Origin of the sequence: Croceicoccus mobilis (assembly GCF_001661965.1) — a bacterium.
Lineage (GTDB): Bacteria > Pseudomonadota > Alphaproteobacteria > Sphingomonadales > Sphingomonadaceae > Croceicoccus > Croceicoccus mobilis.
Window position 1 is genome coordinate 263,997 of sequence record NZ_LYWZ01000023.1, and the last position, 22,168, is coordinate 286,164.

19 protein-coding genes and 1 tRNA gene are annotated in these 22,168 nt (G+C 63.4%); 12 read left to right on the top strand and 8 right to left on the bottom strand.

Translation table 11 applies throughout. The annotated features are described in order from the left end of the window. Positions 1–5: 5 nt before the first annotated feature. A complete protein-coding gene (gene ftsE / locus A9D13_RS13250; protein WP_066774714.1) occupies positions 6–764 on the bottom strand; it encodes a cell division ATP-binding protein FtsE in 759 nt (252 codons plus the stop codon). A 69-nt stretch (positions 765–833) separates the two neighbouring features. Further along, on the bottom strand, positions 834–956 hold the full coding sequence (locus A9D13_RS21290) for a hypothetical protein (protein ID WP_268235836.1): 123 nt from the start codon (positions 954–956) through the stop codon (positions 834–836). A 70-nt stretch (positions 957–1,026) separates the two neighbouring features. Between A9D13_RS21290 and A9D13_RS13255 the strand changes: the two genes are divergently transcribed. From A9D13_RS13255 to A9D13_RS13285, 7 genes are all read left to right on the top strand, one after another. Beyond that, positions 1,027–1,905, top strand: coding sequence for a zinc-ribbon domain-containing protein (locus tag A9D13_RS13255; RefSeq protein WP_066774716.1), 879 nt, complete (start codon positions 1,027–1,029; stop codon positions 1,903–1,905). A 130-nt stretch (positions 1,906–2,035) separates the two neighbouring features. After that, a tRNA-Leu gene (locus tag A9D13_RS13260) sits at positions 2,036–2,122 on the top strand. Between the two features lie 492 nt (positions 2,123–2,614). Next, complete coding sequence (locus A9D13_RS13265) at positions 2,615–3,553, top strand: glycosyltransferase family 2 protein (RefSeq protein ID WP_244884886.1); 939 nt, start codon at positions 2,615–2,617, stop codon at positions 3,551–3,553. A 34-nt stretch (positions 3,554–3,587) separates the two neighbouring features. Beyond that, positions 3,588–4,874: a class I SAM-dependent methyltransferase gene (locus A9D13_RS13270; protein ID WP_229665443.1), complete on the top strand. Its 1,287-nt coding sequence runs from the start codon at positions 3,588–3,590 to the stop codon at positions 4,872–4,874. Positions 4,875–4,879: 5 nt separating this feature from the next. Beyond that, positions 4,880–6,106: a class I SAM-dependent methyltransferase gene (locus A9D13_RS13275; RefSeq protein ID WP_082922396.1), complete on the top strand. Its 1,227-nt coding sequence runs from the start codon at positions 4,880–4,882 to the stop codon at positions 6,104–6,106. A 129-nt stretch (positions 6,107–6,235) separates the two neighbouring features. After that, positions 6,236–7,369: a glycosyltransferase family 4 protein gene (locus tag A9D13_RS13280; protein ID WP_172808174.1), complete on the top strand. Its 1,134-nt coding sequence runs from the start codon at positions 6,236–6,238 to the stop codon at positions 7,367–7,369. Between the two features lie 6 nt (positions 7,370–7,375). Further along, entirely contained in the window at positions 7,376–8,347 is a 972-nt protein-coding gene (locus tag A9D13_RS13285) for an endonuclease/exonuclease/phosphatase family protein (protein WP_156522060.1), read from the top strand. Positions 8,348–8,353: 6 nt separating this feature from the next. On the opposite strand, the gene A9D13_RS13290 is transcribed toward A9D13_RS13285, so the two are convergent. Beyond that, complete coding sequence (locus tag A9D13_RS13290; protein WP_066774489.1) at positions 8,354–9,853, bottom strand: lipopolysaccharide biosynthesis protein; 1,500 nt, start codon at positions 9,851–9,853, stop codon at positions 8,354–8,356. A 603-nt stretch (positions 9,854–10,456) separates the two neighbouring features. Between A9D13_RS13290 and A9D13_RS13295 the strand changes: the two genes are divergently transcribed. Next, positions 10,457–10,747, top strand: coding sequence for a hypothetical protein (locus tag A9D13_RS13295; protein WP_066774492.1), 291 nt, complete (start codon positions 10,457–10,459; stop codon positions 10,745–10,747). 122 nt (positions 10,748–10,869) lie between these two features. Here the strand turns inward: A9D13_RS13295 and A9D13_RS13300 are convergent, their stop codons facing one another. The 4 genes from A9D13_RS13300 to A9D13_RS13315 all read right to left on the bottom strand — a co-directional run bounded on the left by A9D13_RS13300 (position 10,870) and on the right by A9D13_RS13315 (position 17,293). Next, positions 10,870–12,318 carry an O-antigen ligase family protein gene (locus tag A9D13_RS13300; protein WP_082922399.1) on the bottom strand — a complete coding sequence of 483 codons (1,449 nt, stop codon included), beginning with the start codon at positions 12,316–12,318 and terminating at the stop codon, positions 10,870–10,872. Positions 12,319–12,421: 103 nt separating this feature from the next. Then, positions 12,422–13,570 carry a glycosyltransferase gene (locus A9D13_RS13305; protein WP_229665445.1) on the bottom strand — a complete coding sequence of 383 codons (1,149 nt, stop codon included), beginning with the start codon at positions 13,568–13,570 and terminating at the stop codon, positions 12,422–12,424. Continuing rightward, a complete protein-coding gene (locus tag A9D13_RS13310; protein ID WP_066774730.1) occupies positions 13,567–15,702 on the bottom strand; it encodes a GumC family protein in 2,136 nt (711 codons plus the stop codon). Before A9D13_RS13310 ends, A9D13_RS13305 begins: the two co-directional genes overlap by 4 nt. A 118-nt stretch (positions 15,703–15,820) precedes the next feature. Further along, positions 15,821–17,293 (bottom strand): outer membrane beta-barrel protein, encoded by a 1,473-nt coding sequence (locus A9D13_RS13315; protein WP_066774494.1) that lies wholly within the window; start codon positions 17,291–17,293, stop codon positions 15,821–15,823. 573 nt (positions 17,294–17,866) lie between these two features. Between A9D13_RS13315 and A9D13_RS13325 the strand changes: the two genes are divergently transcribed. Together A9D13_RS13325 and A9D13_RS21120 are read left to right on the top strand one after the other, a co-directional pair. After that, complete coding sequence (locus A9D13_RS13325) at positions 17,867–18,502, top strand: polysaccharide biosynthesis/export family protein (protein WP_229665446.1); 636 nt, start codon at positions 17,867–17,869, stop codon at positions 18,500–18,502. Between the two features lie 175 nt (positions 18,503–18,677). Further along, positions 18,678–19,352 (top strand): response regulator transcription factor, encoded by a 675-nt coding sequence (locus A9D13_RS21120; RefSeq protein WP_066774498.1) that lies wholly within the window; start codon positions 18,678–18,680, stop codon positions 19,350–19,352. Between the two features lie 171 nt (positions 19,353–19,523). On the opposite strand, the gene A9D13_RS13335 is transcribed toward A9D13_RS21120, so the two are convergent. Beyond that, the gene (locus A9D13_RS13335) at positions 19,524–20,816 is read right to left on the bottom strand and encodes a cell wall hydrolase (RefSeq protein ID WP_082922401.1); all 1,293 of its coding nucleotides are present in this window, start codon (positions 20,814–20,816) and stop codon (positions 19,524–19,526) included. A 145-nt stretch (positions 20,817–20,961) separates the two neighbouring features. Here A9D13_RS13335 and A9D13_RS13340 point away from each other — a divergent pair, with 145 nt between their 5' ends. Continuing rightward, the gene (locus A9D13_RS13340) at positions 20,962–21,444 is read left to right on the top strand and encodes a zinc-ribbon domain-containing protein (RefSeq protein ID WP_066774501.1); all 483 of its coding nucleotides are present in this window, start codon (positions 20,962–20,964) and stop codon (positions 21,442–21,444) included. A 119-nt stretch (positions 21,445–21,563) separates the two neighbouring features. Then, positions 21,564–22,163, top strand: a complete 600-nt coding sequence (locus A9D13_RS13345) for a DUF4136 domain-containing protein (protein ID WP_066774503.1) — start codon at positions 21,564–21,566, stop codon at positions 22,161–22,163. The last annotated feature ends 5 nt before the right edge of the window (positions 22,164–22,168 follow it).

The following is a 22,168-nucleotide window of genomic DNA, read 5'->3' on the forward strand; positions in this document are numbered from 1 at the left end:
CCGCATCACGCCCAATCCTCGCGCGAGGATCCGCCCCAACTCCACGGCGGGTTACGCAGCGCGCCGGTCGGATCGTCGAGCCGTCCGCGCACCAGCCGCATGACGGAGGCATCCTTTTGCCGCTCCATCAGGCTCATGTCATGGGTGGCCAGAACGACGGTGGTGCCCAGCCGGTTCATGGCCGAAAACAGCTTGAGGAGGCGGATCGCCATGTCGGGATCGACATTGCCGGTGGGCTCGTCCGCGACCAGCAGGTCGGGGCGGGTAATGACCGCGCGGGCAATGGCGACGCGCTGCTGTTCGCCGCCCGACAGGGTCTCGGGCCGCGCATCGCGCGCATGGCCAAGGCCCACCCAGTCGATCATGTCGTCGACAGGACCCGCCATTTCTTCCTCGGGAACGCCAGCCAGCCGCAGCGGCAGGGCGATATTGTCATAGACGGTCAGGTGGCCGACCAGCCGGAAATCCTGAAACACCACGCCGATCCTGCGCCGTAAAGCCGGACGCGCGGCCCGGTCCATCGCCACCGCGTCTTCGCCGAACAGGCTGATCGCGCCGCGCGACGGGCTTTGCGCCAGATAAAGAAGCTTCAGCAGCGAGGTCTTGCCCGCGCCCGACGGGCCGGTCAGGAAATAGAAGCGGCCCTTGTGCAGCTGGAAGGAAACATCGGACAATACCTCACGCTCGGTACCATAGCGCAGGCCGACGTTCTCGAAGCGGACGATCGCCTCACGCGCATTGCTGCCCGACCGGCGCGGGCCCATCGGCCCCGAACCGGAGATACCGCCCGAACCGGCGAAACCTTCCACGCTGCTGCTAGCCTGCATCGTCCTTTACCGCCGCGCCGCGACCGTGATGGTACCCGTTTCGGGCGGTTCGCGTCCTTCGCTATCGGTCATATGCGCCTCTATCGCGGTGGATCGCGGCAATTTGAAGCCCGTTAATGTGGAAAACATCCTTAACCGCTCTGGCACAGGGCTTGTCCCACTTGTGCCGGTTCGCTGGGCAGGCTTAGGATTCAACATCATGCAGATCGCTTGTCCCGCCTGTCATACTCGCTATTCGGTGCCCGACACCGCGATCGGTGCCAAGGGCCGCACCGTACGTTGTGCAAAATGTCGCCACAGCTGGTATCAGGCCGGCAGTGAAGAGGCGATCGAGGCCGAGGGCCCGCCGCCCGTCGATACTCCCGAGGATGCGCCCGCCCCGCCCGCCGATCCCGCGCCGATGGCAGAGGGTTGGGACGAGCAGCCCGAAGCGGAAGAACCGACCGTCACGACCGAGGTCGAGGACGCCCCTTCTGGCTTCTCCCCGCGTGAGGGCGTGACCCAGCAGGACGAGGTTTTCGGGGAAAGACCCTCCCCCGCCACCTATGAAGAGGTGGTGATCGAGGAGACCATCGTCACCGAAACCGTGGCAGAGCCTTACGAAGAGCCCGAGCCGGTCGACGCCGAATACGAAGATCTCGACACCCCGCGCCGCGGTGCGGGTCGTATCGTGGTGATCTGCCTCGTGCTGCTCGTGCTGGCGGCGGCGGGCATCTATGGCGCGGTGCGCTATTTCGGCGCGCCCGACTGGCTGCCGGTGGGGCAAACGACTTTCGGCGCGCCATCCGAATCGCTCGTTCTCGATTTTTCGCGCGACGATTTCGATCACAAGGACCTGCCCAACGGTCGCCAGCTGGTCGCGACCAGCGGCACGATCACCAATACCGGCACGAAGATCGAGCGCGTGCCGCCGATCCTGGTCGTGCTGCGCGATTCGCAGGACCGGATCGTCTACAGCTGGGAAATCGACCCGCCCAAAAGCGAGCTTGGCCCCGGCGAAAGCGTCAAGGTTTCGGAAATGGTGACCGACGTGCCGCGTTCGGCGCAGGACATCACCATCGGCTGGAAGCCCAGCTGATCGCGGGCATTTCGCCGCTTTCGACACAGATTTTCAAAACAGCGCAATTGCATGCTTGCACTGCCCATAACTCGCTGCTAGTGGCACGCGCCTACCACGGGGCAGCGCTCGTTTGCCCCCCTCCTTGGATGCGGTCGTGGCGGAACTGGTAGACGCGCAACGTTGAGGTCGTTGTGGCCGAAAGGCCGTGGAAGTTCGAGTCTTCTCGACCGCACCATACTTTCCTGAAATCGATGAATATCAACCTTGCCTTCGGGCAGGCCCGTCGCGCGATTGTGCCGGCGATCCGCAATGCTCGGTGCGGAGGTCCATCCGTCGACGAATGGCAGTCGTTCATCGCAAAACACCTACCTCTTTCGGATAGGTGACTGTTGTCGCGGTCCGCAGACCCGAAACGGGTAACGGGGTTCGTTATCCTAGGTTCCCCGCGTTTTGCAAAAAACTTGTAGAGCAGGCTCTTGGCCCCTGCCGGCAAGGTCGTTGTAACGCGCCCGTCACGTGAAAAGCGGCATTTTGGACACGCGGAAATGACAAGGCGACCCGCGCGCATATACCTTTGCGGGTTTTGGGCGATCGCGCCCCGCATCCTGCGCCATCCCATCGGGTTAGCCATTGCCTGCATGCGCCATTGAACGACTCGCCCCCATGTTGTGAATCGGTTGGCAGGAGAGATGCCAAAGCTGTGAAGGAACCGGGGGGTTCGATGGAATTGATCAAGAGTCGCGTCATTCTGGCGATGCCGGTCTATAACGGTGCTAATTATGTCGCGCAGGCGATCGAATCCATCCTTGCCCAGACGCACCGCGATTTCCGCCTGATCGTCACCGATAATGCATCCACCGATGCGACGCCCGACATCGTCGGCGAATTCGCGGCAAGAGACGAACGCGTCACGCTGGTCCGCAACCCGGTGAACCTTGGCGCATCGCGCAATTACAATCTCGGCTATGACCTGTCGGACGGTGAATATCTGAAATGGTGCGCCCATGACGATATTCTGGGTCCGACCGCGCTCGAAACCTGCATCGCCGCGCTTGACGATGATCCGACGCTGGCGGTCGCCTTTCCGCGCACCATCTCCATCGGCACCAATGGCGAGATCCTGCCGGACATGGGGCATGACACGCCGTCCTTGATGGATGCCGATCCGGTCAGGCGTTTCGCCGACATGCTCGACACCTCGGGCACCTGCTATCCGATCTTCGGCCTGATGCGCCGCTCGATGCTGTCGCGCACCATGCTGCACCAGTCCTATTACGGGTCCGATCGGGCACTGCTCGCCGAAATGGCCGTGCGCGGGCGGATCAGGCGGATCGAACAATCGGTGATCTACAATCGGGAGCACGAGGTCCGCTCGATCAATATTGACGACAAGCTGGAGAGGAGCCGCTGGCAATCGGGCAAGTCGGGTCGTTTCGCAGCGGCGGAGCATATCCAGTTGCTCACCCATCTGCTGCGCATCGCATCGCGGTCGAAGGATGCGGCATCGCCCATGGCGCTGCGCCGTGAAGTGCTGAAGCGATCGACGACAAAAAAGCAACTGGGCCGCTATGCGCTGGAGATCGCGGCCATGATCTCGCCGCGCCTCGCCCGCTCGCTCAAATCCATGTTCCGCTCATCGGCGAAAGAGAAGTTGAGCGCGGCCTGATGGCACCTTGCCCAGCCATAACGGCGTCCGCCGCATGACGCAGGTGCACGACCGCCTGCTCAATCCGGCTTTCGACCGCGAACCCATGTCGCGGCCGATCACCGGCTGCCGCGCGTGCGGGTCGCAGCATCTTCACGTTTTCCTCGATCTGGGCGAAGCGCCGCTGGCCGACCGGCTGCTCGCGTGTGACCACGAACGCCGCGCCGAACCGCGTTTTGAACTGATGGCCGCATTGTGCAGAGATTGCGCGCTTGTCCAGATTACCGAAACGGTCCGGCCAGAAGTGCTTTTCGCTGACGAATACCCCTATTTCTCGTCTGTCTCGCCAACCGTGCTTTCCCATGCGCGCCGCAATGTAGGGGACCGGCTGAAAGAGCGCCGGCTCGACCGCTCCAGCCTCGTTGTCGAGCTGGCGAGCAATGACGGTTACCTGCTGAAGAATTACGTCGAGGCGGGCGTGTCGGTGCTGGGGATCGACCCTGCCGGCGGGCCGGTAAAGGCGGCGCGCGCTGCGCATGTCGATACGCTGCAGGCGTTCTTTTCACACGATCTGGCACGCGATGTCGCCCGGCGGCGCGGCCATGCCGACATCATCCACGCCAATCACGTGCTCGCCCATGCGGCCGACACCAATGGCTTTGTCGCCGGCATTGCCCATCTGCTGAAGGATGACGGCACCGCGGTGATCGAGGTCGCCTATCTGCGCTCGCTGATAGAGGGGCTGCAGTTCGACACCATCTGCCACGCGCATCTGTGCTATTTCTCGCTCACCGCGCTAGACAGCCTGTTTCGCCGCCACGGCCTCTTCATCAACCGGGTGGAGCGGCACGACATCCATGGCGGCACGCTGCGCGTCTTTGCCGAAAAACAGGAGGCATGCGAACAAGGCGTGCTCGACCTGCTGGCCGAGGAACGCGCCATCGGCATCGCGTCGGGCGAATATTTCGACGGCTTCGCGCAAGAAGTCGAATTGCTGCGCGACAAGCTTGTCGACATGATTGAGGGGCTGCGCGCATCGGGCCGCTCCATCGCTGCCTATGCCGCATCGGCCAAGGGCGCGACGCTCCTTGATTACTGCGGCATCGACCGCCGTCACATCAGCTTCGTCGCCGACCGCAACAGCCACAAGCAGGGCCGCATGATGCCCGGCGCGCATATCCCGATCCTGCCAGCAGAAGCGCTGTTCGAGGAGCGGCCCGATTATACGCTGCTGCTCGCGTGGAATTTCGCCGACGAGATCATCGCCCAGCAGGCCGCCTATCTGGAAGCGGGCGGCAAATTCATCATTCCCCTACCCGAACCCATTATTATCGAAGGCTGACGTGCATGAATATCGCGACGACCACGATCACCCAAGTGCAGCACGAGCTTTTGTGCGCCTGCCCGTCATGCGGATCGGCAGAATTGAGCGGGATCTATGCGCAGGACGACGTGCCGGTAAGCTCGTGCCTGCTTTTCGAAAACGCCACCGCCGCCGCTGCGGTGGAGCGGGGGGATATCCGCCTGACCCATTGCGCGGGCTGCGGCTTCATCTTCAACGCCGCCTTCCGCGCAGGGGCCAGCGAATATTCCGAACGCTATGAGGAAACGCAGGGCTTCTCGCCCACCTTCTCGCGCTTTCACACCCGCCTCGCGCAAGAGCTGATCGATACGCACGACCTCAACGGCAAGGAGATCCTTGAGGTCGGCTGCGGCAAAGGCGAATTCCTGCTGCTGCTGTCCCATCTGGGCGGCAATAATTGCCTTGGCGTCGACCCCAGCGCCCTGCCCGACCGCATCAAGGATGCACCGGGCGCGGAGCGCGTCACCCTGATCCGCGATTTCTTCACGCCCGACATGGCGGACCGCGCTTTCGACGCGATCATCTGCAAGATGACGCTGGAGCATATCATCGACACGCTCGATTTCCTCTCCGTCATCCGCGAAGCGGTGACCGAAGGGAGCCAGCCGCTGGTGTTCTTCCAGATCCCCAATGCGATGCGCATCCTCACCGATGCTGCATTCGAGGATATCTATTACGAACACTGCTCCTATTTCACCGACGGTTCGCTGGTGCGCCTGTTCGAAAAGGCGGGCTTTACCCCGCTGCGCGTGCTGCACCAGTATGAGGACCAGTACCTGACCATCGAGTGCACCGTCGGCGAGCCGACAGCCGCCATGGGCCCGGCGCTTGTCGCCGATGACGACCGCGCCGAAATCGCTTCGCTGGCCGCGGTATTGGCGCAGCGCCTGGCCGGCAGACAGGCCGAATGGGCGCAAAAGATTGCCGCCGCCGCCGAGGCGGGAAAGAAGGTCGTGATGTGGGGTTCGGGGTCAAAAGCGGTCGCCTTCCTCTCTTCCCTGCCCGCGCCGCAGCTGATCGATGCGGTTGTCGACATCAACCCCAACAAGCAGGGCAGCGCCATGCCCGGAAGCGGCCACGACATCATCGCGCCAAGCGAGCTGATCGGGATCGACCCCGATCTCGTCATCGTGATGAACGCGGCCTATTGCACCGAAATCATGGAAGATCTCGCCTCCATGGGGATCGCTGCGCAGGTCGTTGCACTCTAGCCCATCACCCGTTTGGGCGCTTGTGTTGTTCGCGTATGCAGCGCAGCGTGACGCCGTATGCACGACATGATTGCCCCCGAAGACCGGCCCGTTGCCGCGCCGAATAGTGCCGTGAGCGAAGATCCCACAATGTCGGGGGCGCCGGAGGCGCGCCCCGTCGACCGCAGCGAAGACCGCAGCAAGGCGCGTCATTTCATCATCAACGGCCGTTTCCTCGCGACCGAACCGGTGGGCGTGCACCGCGTGGCGACCGAACTGGTGCGCCACGCGCATGCCTTGATCGAGGCGACGCCCGACCTTGCCCGCCGCATCGCGCTGGACCTTTGGATCCCCGCCGATGCGGAAGAGCGGGCAAAGGCGCTGGGCGTACCCTATCGCGTTATCGGCCCGCTAAAAGGCAATGCATGGGAACAGGCCACCCTGCCGCTGCGTGCCGGGGGCCGCACCGTGGTCTCGCTCTGCAATGTCGGGCCGATCGCGCGGACGAATGCCGTGACCATGCTGCATGACGTGCAGGTCGTGTTGTCGCCTGCCAGCTATTCCCCGAATTTCCGCCGCTGGTATTTGATCCAGCAGCCCGCCTGCGGTCGCCGCCATCGCCGCATCCTCACCGTATCGGGTTTTTCACGCGAACAGATCGCGAAGGCAGGCGTCGCGCCGGAGGAAAAGGTCACGGTCATTCACAATGGCTGCGATCATGTGCTGGCCGACAGGGCCGATGACACAATCATCGACAGGCTCGGCATTGCAAAAGGCAGCTATGTGCTGGGCCTGTCCAGCATGCAGGCGCACAAGAACATCGCGGTCCTGCTGCGCGCCTTTTCGCGCCCCGCGCTCAAGGACAAGACGCTGGTCCTGTTCGGCTCCACCCCGCGTGAGGCTTTTGCAAAAGCGGGGCTGCCGGTGGGCGATAATGTCGTTTTCGCCGGGCGCGTCAGCGATGGCGAATTGCGCGCGCTTTACGAAAACGCGCAGGTCTTCGCCTTTCCCTCCACGACAGAGGGTTTCGGCCTGCCGCCACTGGAAGCGATGCGGCTGGGCACGCCTGCCATCGTCGCACCCTGCGGCGCCTTGCCCGAAGCCTGCGGCGACGGCGCGCTCTACGTCGGACCCGATGATGACGAGGGATGGGCCGACACCATCGCCACCTTCAGCCAGAAGCCGCATCGCGCCGCCATGTCCGCACGCGCCCTGGCGCATGCGCGCACCATGGGCTGGGACGCGGCTGCGCGATCGCTGGTGGAAACCCTGCTCGCGACCTGAGCGGTGGTGAGCACCCCTTCCGAACCGGGACCGCACCGCACACGGCATCGGCTGTCCGTCATGGTGCTGGCACTCGCGCCTGTCGGCCTGCTGGTCTCGCGCCTGGGTGAATGGTGGGTAGAGGCGGATGCCGTCAATCTGCTGGCGATCTATTGGTGGCCGCTGATGCTGGTCGCCGTGCCGCTGGCGGCGTGGCGTATCGGGACAAGGGCAGCGCGCTGGGCCGCGCTGACCATCATGGCGCTGACATTGTGGCAGGGCGCGGCGCTTTTCCGCCCCGTGATCCAGCCGCGCCCCGATATCGGTCCCGACCCCATCGCGCTGCGGCTTGTCAGCTACAACATGTACAAGAACAGCGCCTCCACCACACAGGATGCACGCTGGGTAGAGGAGCAGGACGCCGATTTCGTGGTGCTGCTGGAAGGCCGGCGGATCAATGACGGACCGGGAAAGCGGCTGCGCGCCAAATATCCGGTCATGCTCGATTGTTCGGCAACCGCGCGCTGTTCGACCATATTGCTGTCGCGCTATCCGCTGCTGTCCTTCCATCCGCTGGCGCGCGGCGATGCTGAAAACCGGCAGGCGCTGTCAGCCCTTGTCGCGACCTTTGACGTCAAGGGCGTGCCGCTCACTCTGGTGGTCGTGCATCTCGACCAGCCATGGCCACTGGGGGATCAGGAAGCATATCTGCCCCAGCTCGTTTCCGCCGCGGCGCAGGTCGATGGCCCGGCGCTGATGGTGGGTGACTTCAATTCGGTGCCATGGACTTATGCGGTGCAAAGCGCGGCGGATGCCAATGGGTTTCGCATAGCCGAACTCCCGTCTCGAAGCTGGCCCGCAGGCGCACCCAAACTGCTGCGCCTGCCGCTTGATCAGCTGCATCTGAAAGGGCCGGTGCGGGTACAAAAAATGGAAAGCGGGCCGCGCTTGGGATCGGATCACCATCCGATCATCGCGGATATACTGCTCAAACGCTGACCGCTATCAGGACCGCGCCGGATCGCTCTTCGGCTTGCGGAAGCGGCTGAGCATGTGCTGGACCTGCTCGATCGCGAAATGCTCCGGCCCGGTATCGGGCGAACCCGACAGTTTCCACAATACCAGATGCGTCGCGGCAAAGATCGCCACGCCAATGATCCCCGTCACCGCCAGTGCGAGGAGCTGATACAGCCATTCGCCGCCGGTCAGATGCTCGGCCGCGAAATACAGAAACAGCGAGAAAACGGCGCTGGCGACGATGGTGCGCCAGACATTGGTGATCTGCTTCATGATGGTGATGCCCGACAGGCGCGACACCATCTCAAGGCTCATGATCGTGTGGATCAGCGAAGCAAGCACGCGGCCCATCACCGCGCCCATCAGCCCGTAATAGATCGCGCCCAGCACGACAGTCGGCAGCGAAACGATCAAAGTCGCAGCCTCGCGCCAGATCAGCTGGCGCGGCTGGTTCAGCGTCAAGGCGATGGCCTGCGCCGGCATCGACAATGTCGCCACCGTGCCCACCAGCGCCAATGCGCGCATGACCGGGACCACTTCCATCCATTCCTCACCCAGCCCCAGCCGGACCAGCGGTTCGGCCAGCAGCGCCAGCGTGAGCGACAATGGCATGATCGCCATCACCACCATCGCCTGTCCGCGCAAATATGACCGGCGGAACCGCGGCTCGTCATCGCGGACCTTCGACAGGCCGGGGTAAAGCACGGTGATAAGCGGCATCGCCACCGCCCAGCTGGCCGTCGTCGCGACCGAGCGGCCCATGGAGAAGAAGCCCAGCGCCGATTTCGAAATAAAGCCGCCGATGAGGAAGCGGTCGGATTCGCTCGACAGAGTGGCCAGCACGCGTGAGATCGTGACCATGCCGGCAAAGGAGAGGATCGTACGCGTTTCCGACAGACAGAAGCGCGGGCGATAGGGGGCCCAGATATAGGTGACGACCGCCTGGATCACCTGCGGCGTGACCGACAATACGACCAGCGAGAGATAGCTTTCGGTCCACCATGCGCAGATCACCGCCAGCACGAAAGCGACGATGCGCGAGGTGACATCGATGATCGCAGTCGGCTGATAGTTCACCTCCCGCGTGAATTTCACCATCAGCGGGCTCAATAGCCCCTTGGCCAGCGGCGCGAGCGCGAGGAGGCAGATGAGCAGCACCAGCCGCTGATCGTCATAGATCAGCGCCATCGGATAGGATGCGAGGATCAGCACCGCCGCGATCGCGATCCCGCGCAGGAACGACAGAGTGAAGGCAGTATCGAGATGCGCGCGCCGCAATTCCTTTTCACGGACCAGCGCGTCGGCGACGGGCAGTTCGGAAAAGCTTTCAAGGATCATCAGCGCGGCAAGGCCGAGCGTAACGACACCGAAATCGGCCGGCGAGAGGAAGCGCGCCATGACCAGCGCGGCAAAAATATCGAGTCCGCGGCCCGCGAATCGGCTGATCGAGAAGATGGCCGAAGATGCAAAGACTTTGCGGGCAAGCATTCGTGTCTGTTCTACTCTTCTCTTCGCTTCGTCCCGGCAATCGCTGCTGCCGGTTCCAATCGGCATCTGCGTCGGTGTCCGTGCACCTGCCTTGCCGTCGTCGTCCAGGGCGGTTGCACGCCGCCGTTCGCCCCGTTTGCGGATCTTGCGATTCCCGGTGGGGCGATGTCACACCGGTTTTGCGTCATCGCGCGGGCAGCAGCCATCCGCTAAAGGGCATATACCCCGATATAGCCCCGCAAGGCACGGATATTATGGCCAAAGAGTGCGATAAACCGCTCAGGCGGAGGGGAAAAAGCACATATGCGCCAAGGCGCCGATTGTACCTGTCGCAGCCGGAACCCGCACGGATCAGCCTTTCGGAAGGGGTTCCCTTCGATTTCGAGCAATCGCGTGCGCGCTGGGATAGGAACGCTTTTCACTGCGTCATGTTGCGGTACAACAAACCTATTGTGTCGACATGAGACAAGTGCCCGACACGGGACCGTGCGCCAAGGCAATGGTATGCCCCGCCCCGGTTCCAGTGCTTTCGAGGATTTTCGGGCTCGCACAGACACGGTTTGGGAAAGGGCTGCCCCCAGTTTAGCCCGGGAGCTGTGAATTATGTGGAAGGACTACGGTTTGGACGATGACGACACCGGCCCCGTGATCCCCCCGGTTATGGACCTGGGTGATGGCACGACGCCGCCATTCGAGGCATTCGCCCATGTGTCGCGCCGAATGCTCGATGGCTATAGCCTGCTGGTATCCAGCGGCTTCAAGCCCGAGGCGATCGGCATGGCCATGATCGGTGCCACGGTGAATTTCTACGACATGCTCGGCATGCGCGAGGTTCTGCCCAATATCCTGCGCAGTATCGCCGATTCGATCGACAGCGACGACGCCGTGCATTGAACCGAGGTCGATCCGGCCTTTCCCCGCGCTGATTGAATCGCGAGGAAGGCTCAGCTCATGAGAAAGCGCGCTGCGGGATTATCCTGCGGCGCGCTTTTCCTTTGGGGTTGGCAAAATGGGCTTCAGACCCGTCGCCAGCCGCCACGAAATGGCGGTGGAACCAGATCGGGGCCCTCATCCTCTTCCTCATCGCTTTCAGCAGGGTTTTTGGTCCGCAGCTTGCGGAAGGCGAGCGCGGCACCCGCGACGATGGCGAATTCGCCCGATGGCACTGGCGTCGGTGCGGCGACCAGCGCAGGGATCTGCCCCAATATCGCCGCCGTGCCCGCAGCACCGCCCAGACGCGCCGCCAATGATCCGGATACGCCCCAGCTCGAAGCGCGGCGCGGTTGGAACAATGTAATGAGATAGGCGATATAGCTGACGATGCCGATCACGCCGCACGATCCCAGGATCGCAGTGATCAGGCTGGACGATCGGAAACTGCCCGGCCCGATGCCAAGGCCGAACGACACCTGGAAAGCTTCAAGTCCCTGCAACGCCCAGAACAGGCGCTGACGGCCGGATTCGCTGTCCGCCTTTTCGAACAATGCGTCATTGGCGATGTCCTGGATGGCGGCGGCGAACGCAGGCAATGCAATCAGCGCCACGGCCAGCAGCATGACGGCGGCAAGCCCGATCAGCGATGCCTCGCGGATACGCTGATGGCTGGCGAGCTGCGGGAAGATGAATACCCGCACCGCGAAAAAGGCCGCATACCCCCCGACCGCGACATAGGCCGATGAAGAGGTGGAGGCGAGAAGGACGAGCAGAAGAAGCGCGGCTGCACGGCCTGTGGATTTGGGTTCGATCGAACGGTACCAGCACTCGGCCAGCAGCACGAACCATGAAAATGCAAAGCTGGCCCATGCGGAAGGTTCGGGGAACAGCCCGTTGATGCGGGCAAAGCCATTCGCCTCCTGCTCAAGCTGGCTGTAGGTCGCGTTGCGGAACACCTCGAACACGGCGTCCACCGGCGTTCCGCGCCCGACAGCGCCCAATATGCCGGTAAATGCGTGGACATATGCCACGATCACCGCGCCGCGCACCAGGGCATTCGCTCCGCCCCGATAGCGACAGGCGACATAGGTTGCGACCGCGCTCATCAGCGTGCCGATCAGATAGATCGCGGCGGTGACATTCTGGGACGATGGTTCGAGCAGGACGGTGGAATAGAGCGAGCTTGTCGGCCCGCTGACGCGCAGCGGCGATACTTCCATGTCGCCGATGAACAGGCGCGGGCCGACATAGGCGATGGCCACGCCATATATGACAAAGACAAGCAGCCAGATATTCTCACGAAAGGCCGGCCCCACGGCAGGGCCGAAGCGGCTGCCCGGAATGATCATGCGGATCCAGATAAAGGCCAGCGCGAACTGCACCGGGGGGATCGACGATCCGCCCACGATGACCGAAGCCGATCCGCCGAACATCCCCGAAATCATCGCGAACACCAGCATGGATGCCAGCGAACCACGAAGCAGCAGCACCATGCCGATGGCGATCTGGATCAGCCCGACGAATGTCAACATGCGCTAGGCGCCCCGCTTTGCCCGATTGCCCATGGCCGATTTGCCGTTGCCGCACGATAGGCTTGACCGGACCGGGCCGGCAAGTCGATCGCTGGCGCCGGGATCACGCGCTATATTGCTCGGTCAGCGAGCGGATCTGGCTGTCGAAGCGTTCGGGCGCGAACACCTGCGCCCGGCGCACCGCGACCGAGGGGTCGAAATGCGGCAGCCAGCGTTCCATCTCGGCGATGCCGTCAGCCAGCGATTCCGGCGTCTGGCGCGGGAAGAAGATGCCGGTCTGTTCCGGCAGCACGCTGTCGAGAATACCGCCGCGGCCATAGGCCAGCACCGGACGGCCCGAGGCCATCGCCTCGACCGGAACGATGCCGAAATCCTCTTCCGCTGTGAAGACCAGCGCGCGGGCGCGGGCATAGGCGCGGCGAAGATCGTCAAAGTTCAGCCGGTCGACGAACTTGATGTTCGGTTTGGCGATCTTCTTCAGATGCTTTTCCATGCCGCCGGTGCCCACCATCATCAGCGGCTTGCCGCTCATGTTGAAAGCCTCGACCGCAAGGTCCGGACGCTTGTAGGGGACCATCTGGCCGACCCACAGATAATGATCGTCCACCTCCGTCGAAGGGGTGAACAGGTTCGTTTCAACCGGCGGATGCACGACATCGGCCTCGCGGCGCCAGTGCTTCAGGATGCGCTGGCGGATGAAGTTCGAGTTCGCGACGAAATTGTCGACGCGCGTGCTCGACGCGACATCCCACTGGCGCAGCTTGTGATAGAGCATCGGCATCGCCGCGCGCGCCACCACATTGGCGCCATTGCGATACTGGTGGTAGTGATCCCACAGGTACCGCATCGGCGAGTGGCAATAGCACATGTGATGGCTGGTCGGATCGGTGATCACGCCCTTGGCCGGACCGCTTTCCGAGGAAATGATCAGGTCGTAACCGTTAAGGTCGAACTGCTCCAACGCCATCGGCATCAGCGGCAGGTAGTATTGGTACCACCGGCGCGCCATCGGCATCTTGTTGATGAAGCTGGTGGTGACCTTCGCCTCGTTGATGGCGTTCGACATCTTCGACGGGTCATAGACATTGGTGAAGACATCGGCCTGCGGGAAGAGGCGCAACAGGCGTTCGAGCACACGCTCGCCCCCGCGCATCGAGACAAGCCAGTAGTGCACGATCGCGACGCGCGGTTCCGAGAAACGGGCGCGGGGGGCTTCGCTGGTGTGCAGGTTGAGGGGGTGGACCGCGTTCACGCGTAATACTCCCGATATTCTTTATAATAGAAGTTAGGATCGCGCTTGGAGAACAGGCCGCGCTTTTTAAGATCGACCTGGGTAAGCGCGATGCCGGCGCGGCTGACACGACCACGGGGCAACTGGCGAAGTGCGGCCTGAACCGCGGGGATCGTGGTGGAGCGCCAGCGCGCCAGCATGATCGTGGTATCCGCATATTGCGCGATCGAGCGGGTAGCAGCGATCGGCAGAACCGGCGGAAGATCGAGGATCACATATTTGAAGCCCTGCCGCAGCGCGGTCAGGAATTCCTCGAAATCGGGGCCGCTCATCAGCGATTCGGCGCGTTCGTCCGACTTCACGATGGGCAGGATGGCAAGGCCTTCGCTGCCCTGGCGGATGGCATCGGCCAGCGGCGCCTTGCCGGAAAGCACGTCGAGCAGGCCAACGCTTTCATCCGAAAGATTGAGCAGGCGGGAAACACCCTTCTTCACATAATCGCAGTCGACCAGCAGCGTCGGATGGCCCTGCATCGCCAGCACCTGCGCAAGACAGGTGGAGGTGACGGTCTTGCCTTCCTTGGGCAGGGTGGACGTGATCGCGATCACCTGCACCGGCGTATCGGACTGCTGCTCCACCGCGATCATCAGCGAACGGAATGCCTCGGTAAACGGAGAGCGCGGTTCATTCAGCACGGCGCCAACGCCTGCTTCGCCCTTCGACACGGAGGACAGCAGCGGGATCGAGGCGAGATAGTTCTGGCCCAGTTCCTGCTCGATCTGTTCGGGCGTGGTGATGCCGCGATTGGTCGCTTCGGCGATCATGGCGGCGAAGATGCCGAGACCGACGCCAAGCACCAGCGAAAGCGCCATGTTGAGGATCGTGTTCGGCGCGCTCGGCTTGATCGGTACTTCGGCGAGCGTGATGATGCGCGCATCGGGACGCTCGGTGCCCTCGGCCGCAAGCAGCTGCTTGTAGCTGGAGAGATAGGCTTCATAGAGGCCCTGCGACGCTTCGGCCCGGCGTTCGAGTTCGGACAGGCCGACCATTGCCTTGTTCGATGCCGACAGCTTGGCCTGCGCCGAACCCAGCGAGCTGGTCAGCGAGGCGAGGCGCTGGTTGGCGACATCACGCTCCGACCGAAGATTCGAGATGACGCGGTTGATCTCGGCCTGGATGCGGCTGCGGACCTCGGCAAGATCGGCCTTGGTGCGGACCAGTTCGGGATGGTTGGGGCCATAGCGCGCCGAAAGATTGGCGACCTGTCCGGCCAAAGTCGATTCCTGCGAACGCAGCGAACCGATCACGCCCGAACCCAGCGCCGCGCCCACGTCCTCCCCGCTCGACCCGCTGCGCAGCTGCGCCGTCGCGGTGTTGAGGCGGGCCTGCGCTTCGGATGCCTGCGCACGGGCGCGGGTCACTTCCTGGTTATAGCTCGAAATCTCCTGCTCGGTCAGCGAACTGCCCGAGGTGGAAAGGAGATTATTGGCGATGCGATAGCTCTGCAGCGCAGCGGTATCTTCCTGCGCCTGCGACTGCAGCTCGTCCAGACGGTCGCGGATCGTCTCGATCTGCTCGCCCGAACGGCTCTGAGTCGCCAGCACGTTCCACTGCGTGAACTGCTGCGCGTATTCGTTCGCGATATCCGCCGCCGCCTCGGGCGTGTCGGCATCATAGGAGATATAGAGCGCATAGCTTTCGCCGGTGCGGCCCGCGCTCACGTTCTCCTGCAGATCGTCGATCAACTCGCGGCGCTCGGCATCGTCCAGACCCTCGGTCAGGCCCAGCGCATTGGCGACCCGCGTCGCCATCTCGCGCGAGGTGATGATCTCGACCTGCGTTTCCACGTAGGACGCGTTGAGATCGGGCGCCTCGGCCGGGGTCTGCCCCTCGGTACGGACCGAATCGTCGGCCTTGGTCTCAAGGCTGGTGACGGCGGTCGCGGTATAGGTCTTGGGCATCAGCACCGATGCCAGCGCGCCGGCCAGCATGCAGGCGGCGACCACGGCGGCGATCAGCCAGAAATGCCGCTGCAGGAACGAGATCGACTTCGAGATGTCGACCCGGTCGTGATGCGTGGGCAGATTGTCCCCGACTTCCACGAGGGAGCGACCCGACATGCCGGGCTGCATGATCTGCTGGGAAACGTTCATGGGCATGTCCATTCCACTTTGCGACCGGCCATGACGGTGCCTGCACGCGCAGGACCGGCTGCCGAAGCCGATTCAGGTGCCGGGGATCCGTCCCGGCCAGGATGGCTCAGCGCAGCGCTCACAGCGCTATGCTCAGCCCGATACGGAAATTGCTACCGGAATAGTTGCGGGCGTTGTCGCCCGAACCCGACTGGTCGCGGTAACCGGCTGCGGCAAAGGCCGTCAGCTGATCGGTCACGAGATATCTGAGGGTTGCATCACCGCCGATGCGCGTTTCCTTGCGGGTGATACCGCGATAGTCCCAATTGTCGTAGGTGACTTCGGTTCCCACGAGGAAACGGCGGCCAAGGCTGCGCTGCGCGACAAAGCGCAGGCGGGTCGCCAGAACCGTCGGCACATTGGCCAGCGGCGAACGGTCGAAACGGCGCTGCCCCTCCAGGCCGAACTGCCAGCGCGGTGTCGGCGTCCAGCGGCCCGAGACGCGGAAATCGACGCCATCGAAGCTGTCTGCCGCCGGATCGTCGAAATTGCGGTGGGCATAGCCGACGGCGATCTCGCCATCGATCAGCTCCGACACTTCCATGCGCAGGCCGACCAGCGCGCCATAGCCGTTGGAATCGCGCGGCACGTCGGGTTCGCTGCGATAATCGGTCCAGTCCGCCTTCAGCTCGACAAAGGTGCGAAGCTTGGGCGAGACGCGGTAATCGGCGCGGGCAAAGCCGCCATAATTGTCGACATCGCGCCAGCTGGTATCGAGACGGACACCATCGAGCGTCGCATCGTCATAGCGGGTCTGGCGGAAATTGCCGCCGGTGCGCAGTTCGAGGATGCCGCCGGTGCGCTGCAGGCCCGCAGCGCCGTCGAGCGTGTCATATTCGATCGGCTGATCGCTCTCCAGCGAATCGCCATAGCTGCCGCGCGGTTCGATCCGGTGGGCATAGCGCAGCGACGCGGTGGCCGCGGTCCGCTCCGCGAAGTCGAGACGGGTGCGCGCGCCGACGCCGTACTGGTCGGAATTTTCGCTCTTCACATCGAAATAGCGGCGCAGCTGGCCGTTCGCCTCCAGCACGAATTCGTGCCGGGCGGTGTCGGGCCGGATGCGGACGCTGGGGCGCACGACGAACACGGTGTCGTCCACCTTGTTGTCGTCGAGGTTGTAGATGTTGCTGTCCTGCTCAAGATCGAAGTCGAGCTGCGGGTAGATCAGCACATTGCCTGCGCGAACGCCCTTGGTCCCGGGCTGCAGCAGCAGGGTTTCGGGCGTGTAGACCGGCAGCGGCTGCGCATTGGCGACGCTGTTTGCGGCGATGATCGCGCCGAAAGTCGCTGCGACGCGGCCTGCGGGCCGTGCGAATGAAACGGCGCGGCGAGCGCCCTGAAGCTTGGTAGTGATAACCGACCCCCCAAAGTCGTAACCAGAAAGAATATGTCCATCAGCCGTCCGGCGCGAGGCTGTACCCCCCGCTTGCCCTGCGGCTGCCTGATTTCGCGCCCGCTTTGACGCAGGCTGTGGAAGCCGCGCCGACAGGGCGGGCGATTCGTTCATCGCCAGGCCCGGTGCGGCCCGATCCGGGTGACCGGCGCGCATCATTGCGGGCCTCCAAAGCGCTTGAAGGCATCAACCGGAGCGCGCCCCGGAAGGGACGATGCGACCATGGCGAGAAGCGTTGGCTCGCCGCAGATGCAGGGATCAGAATCACCCGAAAGCCGCGCCAATCCGCGCTTTTTGACACGTTCCGCGCAGGCCCTCCGCGCTGCCGGGGACAGGCTTGCCCCCAGTCGCTCGAGCGCATCCGCCCCCGCCTTTGCATCATGCGCACGGCGCAGGCAGCCACCCTTTCGCAGGCTGGCGACACGCTGGCCGCCGCCCCGCGAAGAGAGCGTCACGCCCCCTTGCACAGGCCCCAGCGGCTGTCCGTTCATGATGGTGAAGTCAGGCAAGTCAGAATCCATGTCACGTCAATCTACGTCACATGATCGTCGTATTGACCGGCCCGGGCAAACGCGCATCGGAACTACCCCTCCTATCCGGTGGGGCGATCCGCGCGGGCAAAAGGGGTTGTCCCGTATTGGTTATGGTTGAAAGCCTGCCAAATACTTAAGCTCGAAGAACTATCCCATGCCGGGATTCGCAATTATTCAAATCTGACGGGAGACCCGCGTGATGACCGCCAACGCCAGCAAGGCCGTGCCTGCCCGCAAAGCAACCAGCCGCCGCAAATCCACTTTCCCGCTGATGGCAGCCAGCTGTCTGGCCCTTGGCCTTGCGCTTACGGGCTGCGGTGGTGCGGATTATCCGGTGGCCAGCATTTCCGATGCCAACGCCACGATCGCCAATGGCTATACCGTCGCCGCGGGCGACCAGCTCAAGGTTACCGTCTTCGACGAACCGTCGCTGACCGGGGAATTCCAGGTGGACAGCGCCGGCGATCTGGCCATGCCGCTGATCGAAAAGGTCGCCGTCACCGGCAAGACCCCGAACGAGGTAGCGATGCTCGTTACCAGCCAGCTGAAGGCCGGCGGCTATGTGCTCGACCCCAAGGTCTCGGTCGAGGTTATGGGTTATCGCCCGGTCTATGTGCTTGGCGAAGTCGGTGAACCGGGCGAATATCCCTATGCGCCGGAACTGACGATCTATCAGGCGATCGCCAAGGCAGGCGGTTTCAGCCCGCGCGCGAACAAGACCAGCGTCGTGCTACAGCGCGCAAGCTGGGCGAGCCCGCGCGTGATTAAGCTTACCGGAGAGCCACTTATGATCGCGCCGGGAGACACCGTGATCGTCGAGGAAAGCTTCCTCTAAAAGCTGTCCCAATGCGGGACATTAAATTTCCGTAAACTTTTGAAATTGCGTTTTTTGCCGGATTCCCATTTGTTGCAGTTGCGAACGGATGATTCGATGCCCGCCTGGGGGGGTAAGGGCATCGGTCAAAGGTCATCCTTTCGCGTCACACCGGCAACAGTGGGGGCCACTTGAAATGACTGATTATGTTTCGCTCGTATGTCGCAATCCCTTGCAGCGCGAGGGTCTCGCGCGCATTCTCGCAGCGTCGGAGTTCGAGGTCCTGACCTCGGCCGCTGACGTCACCGAGGTTGATTGGGAGGCGACCAATGGTGATGCACTCGCGGTAATCGATACCGACGCGACGACCGACGCCGTGGGCGCGGTTCACGCAATTCTCGCACAGAACCCGAAGCTGAAATGCGTACTTCTTGTCGACATGCTCGACATGCGCGTGATGCTCGATGCGTTCCGCGCCGGCGCGCATGCCTATCTGGTGAAGGACATGGACTATGTTCCGCTCGTCACCACGCTGAAGCTTGCCGCACAGGGCCAGAAGATCGTTCCGCCGAACGTGATCGACGCTCTCGAAGGCCAGGCGATCAGCTTCTCCGATCCGGCTGGCGCTGAAAAGGCGCTGGATTCGGCCAATCTCTCGCAGCGCGAGACCGACGTGCTGTGCTGCCTGATGGCCGGTCACTCGAACAAGGTGATCGCTCGCTCGCTCGACGTGTCGGAAGCGACCGTGAAGGTGCATGTGAAGGCGATCCTTCGCAAGCTGAAGGTCGGCAACCGCACGCAGGCCGCGATCTGGGCCACGAACAAGAGCGTTGGTCAGCATTCGGCCATGGGTGCGCTCGCAGCGATGTAATGCAAGGGGCGGCGCGTCGCCGGTGGCGCGCCGCTTCCTTATTCTCAGCGCCTGTGCCCGGCGCTTACCGGCAAGAGGTTTCCCCCAATCATTCGTTGATCGGCCAAGGCCTGAAAAAACGCGCCCGCAGCTTTGCGAGGCGCGTTTTTCGTATCTGGCGGATCGCCGGGTTCAGTCAGCGTCGGTGCTGCGGTCACGCATCAATCGCGACAGCGCAGGCCCGTCGGCAGGCAGGCATTGGCTGGCTGACGGGCGCTGGAAACGCTCGCAATCCCAAAGCGCCTGATCAAGACCCGAGGCGCCATCGCGCACGTAGAGAAACGCCGGTCTGCCACTGGCGGGTACGTCCTGGGCATAGCCGAGCACCTGGCAATCCTGCTGCCCGTCGCAATTTTTCAGCGCATTCATCGCCCATCTCCCGGCGGGCTGACCCATGTCGAGCCGCATGACAATGCGCGCGGTCGCGCTGCCATCGGCGCGCAGCGCCTGCGCCCGGCGGGCCGTGCCGACTGCCGCTGGCAGGGCGGCCGTCATCTCGGCAAAGCTGACGGGCTTGTCATCGCTCTGCGGTTCGGCTTCCGGCGCTTTGTCCTTGTTGTAATCGGGGTTCACCCATGACAGCTGCGCAATGCGCGGCTCCATCTGGCTGCCCGGATCGCGGAACACCCGCCTGCTGCCGAAACCGCCGGGCCAGCGGTAGAAGATATGCGGGCCCACTTGCGCGATTTTCTGAAGCTTATCGCTCCAGACCGGGATCACGTAATCGGCATGGTAATGGGTCGCGGTTCCGACATCCTTGTCGATGTCGCCGCCGATCGCCTTTTCCGCGATGGCATGCGCGGCCTGCCACTGCCGGTCACTGGGCCGACGGCGCATCGCGCCATCGCAGGTAAAGGTGAACTGGCAGCCGGTGCGCCGCTCCGACCCTTCGAACACGACGCCGCATACGCTGGGCGGATAGGCGGGATGGCGCACACGGTTGAGCACGACCTGCGCCACCGCCTTTTGCCCGGCGCGATCATTGCCCGCCTCGTACCATGCGGCAGCGGCAAGGCAGTCGGCGGCCCGCGCCCTGTCCTCGACGCCTGCACCAAAGCGGAAGGCGCGCGGCATCTCGGGCTTTGCGTCAAAGGGCCGCGCCTCGTTGATCGTCAGCGCGTCATCGCTGGCGACTTCCTTGATCGCGAGGGCCACCGTGTCGGCAGCTGCGGGAAGGCCCGCGGCAGCGATCGCCGGATCGTCGGCAATCGGTCCGGCCGGGCCATCGCCCGCCGCCCCGCCGCCGCTATTCGTCGCCCATATCGCAAGCATCGCGGCCCCGAGCACCGGCAACCCGGCTGCTGCCAGTGCCAATGTCCGCCTGCGGCCAGAAAGCCGTGGCGACACCGCGCCATCCCCCGCTTCGGCGGGATATTGCGGCGTGTCATGGGTGGAGTCGCTCTCCATGACTGTAATGTGGGCCATCAGTGCCCGCGCCCCAATGAACCCATGTGGACTAATCAATGTTTACAGGGTCCGCTAATGCAGAGGTTTATTCCCCCGGATAATCACGCTAACGTGGGAACCGGACCTTGCATCATGTCGCGCACAGGAGAAATCTGCGTTGGTCATGCATGTCACCTGCCAATCCTGCGACACCCACTATGCCGTTCCGGCCGAACTTGTGGGTGATGGCGGCCGGCGCATGCGCTGCGGCGAATGCGGATCGCGCTGGTGGCAGGATGCAGGCGCCATGGCTGGCGCTGGTGTAGCCGTTGCCGAAAAGCCCGCATCGCGAACATTGGTCGTACAGCGCAACGGCCAGTGGCAGGAAGAAAGCAGCCATCGCTTCACCTCCTTCTTCGACAATGTCTCCAACCGCTTTTCCGCACAGGACTTTGACGCCGCCGACCATTCGCCGCAGCGGTTCCAGCGGATGAAGACCGGGCGGCAGCAGCGCCGCCTGCGCGAAGAAAACGCCATCGTCGAGGCGGAATACCGCGAGATCCGCGACTGGCGCGGCGGGATCGAAAAGATCAAATACTGGCTGCCGCGCGCGGGCGTGGTGGGCCTGATGGCGGCCTCGATCCTGATCGTCATCTTCGTCGAATAGGCAATTGCCCATGGCTGGTCCGGCCAGACCCTTGATCGACCGCGATATTCGGCCCAAGTTCGCATAGAGGGTCGAACGCAGCGAACCGCTGCGCGCCCTATGTGGGAGCGCGACTCGCCATGTTCGCCAAGAGACTGAAGCCCCTGATCTTGCCGCTGGCCCTGTCGCCCCTGATGGCAGGATGCGCCGCGCCGCTCGAACCGATCAGCGTGACCCGTTTCCACGACGAGGCGCATGAATTCACCATGGAGCAGACCATCGCGGTCATGCCCGCGCCCGGCGAACAGGATTCGCTGGAGCTTGCCCCCTATATCGCTGCCGTGCGCACCGTCCTCCAGCGCGAAGGCTATGCTGCCACGAACGCAGGGCAATACCGGGTCGAGGTCCGGATGCGCCGTGACATCTGGCAACCGGGCAAGGACCGCAATCCCGTCAGCGTCGGGGTGGGCGGTTCGACCGGCAGCTATGGATCGGGGCTTGGCGTGGGCGTCGGTATCGACCTGTCCGGCCCTCCGCCCGAACAGGCAACGACGCAGCTTTCGGTGGTCATCCGCGACATCGCGACCGGGCTTTCCATCTGGGAAGGGCGCGCCAATCAGCGTGTTCCGCGCAAATCCCCGCTGGCCATGCCCGAAACCTCTGCCCGGCTGCTGGCAGACGCACTGTTCATGGACTTTCCGGGCGAGAACGGCGAAAGCTTCACCGTAAAGCAGAAATAACCCCG

What these genes read in the sequence shown, in the direction of transcription:
- ftsE (WP_066774714.1), bottom strand. Translation starts at nt 764, where the DNA reads ATGGGCCCGCGCCGGTCGGGCAGCAATGCGCGTGAGGCGATCGTCCGC.
- A9D13_RS21290 (WP_268235836.1), bottom strand. Translation starts at nt 956, where the DNA reads ATGTTTTCCACATTAACGGGCTTCAAATTGCCGCGATCCACCGCGATA.
- A9D13_RS13255 (WP_066774716.1), top strand. Translation starts at nt 1,027, where the DNA reads ATGCAGATCGCTTGTCCCGCCTGTCATACTCGCTATTCGGTGCCCGAC.
- A9D13_RS13270 (WP_229665443.1), top strand. Translation starts at nt 3,588, where the DNA reads ATGACGCAGGTGCACGACCGCCTGCTCAATCCGGCTTTCGACCGCGAA.
- A9D13_RS13275 (WP_082922396.1), top strand. Translation starts at nt 4,880, where the DNA reads ATGAATATCGCGACGACCACGATCACCCAAGTGCAGCACGAGCTTTTG.
- A9D13_RS13280 (WP_172808174.1), top strand. Translation starts at nt 6,236, where the DNA reads ATGTCGGGGGCGCCGGAGGCGCGCCCCGTCGACCGCAGCGAAGACCGC.
- A9D13_RS13290 (WP_066774489.1), bottom strand. Translation starts at nt 9,853, where the DNA reads ATGCTTGCCCGCAAAGTCTTTGCATCTTCGGCCATCTTCTCGATCAGC.
- A9D13_RS13295 (WP_066774492.1), top strand. Translation starts at nt 10,457, where the DNA reads ATGTGGAAGGACTACGGTTTGGACGATGACGACACCGGCCCCGTGATC.
- A9D13_RS13300 (WP_082922399.1), bottom strand. Translation starts at nt 12,318, where the DNA reads ATGTTGACATTCGTCGGGCTGATCCAGATCGCCATCGGCATGGTGCTG.
- A9D13_RS13310 (WP_066774730.1), bottom strand. Translation starts at nt 15,702, where the DNA reads ATGAACGTTTCCCAGCAGATCATGCAGCCCGGCATGTCGGGTCGCTCC.
- A9D13_RS13315 (WP_066774494.1), bottom strand. Translation starts at nt 17,293, where the DNA reads ATGATGCGCGCCGGTCACCCGGATCGGGCCGCACCGGGCCTGGCGATG.
- A9D13_RS13325 (WP_229665446.1), top strand. Translation starts at nt 17,867, where the DNA reads ATGACCGCCAACGCCAGCAAGGCCGTGCCTGCCCGCAAAGCAACCAGC.
- A9D13_RS21120 (WP_066774498.1), top strand. Translation starts at nt 18,678, where the DNA reads ATGACTGATTATGTTTCGCTCGTATGTCGCAATCCCTTGCAGCGCGAG.
- A9D13_RS13335 (WP_082922401.1), bottom strand. Translation starts at nt 20,816, where the DNA reads ATGGCCCACATTACAGTCATGGAGAGCGACTCCACCCATGACACGCCG.
- A9D13_RS13340 (WP_066774501.1), top strand. Translation starts at nt 20,962, where the DNA reads ATGCATGTCACCTGCCAATCCTGCGACACCCACTATGCCGTTCCGGCC.
- A9D13_RS13345 (WP_066774503.1), top strand. Translation starts at nt 21,564, where the DNA reads ATGTTCGCCAAGAGACTGAAGCCCCTGATCTTGCCGCTGGCCCTGTCG.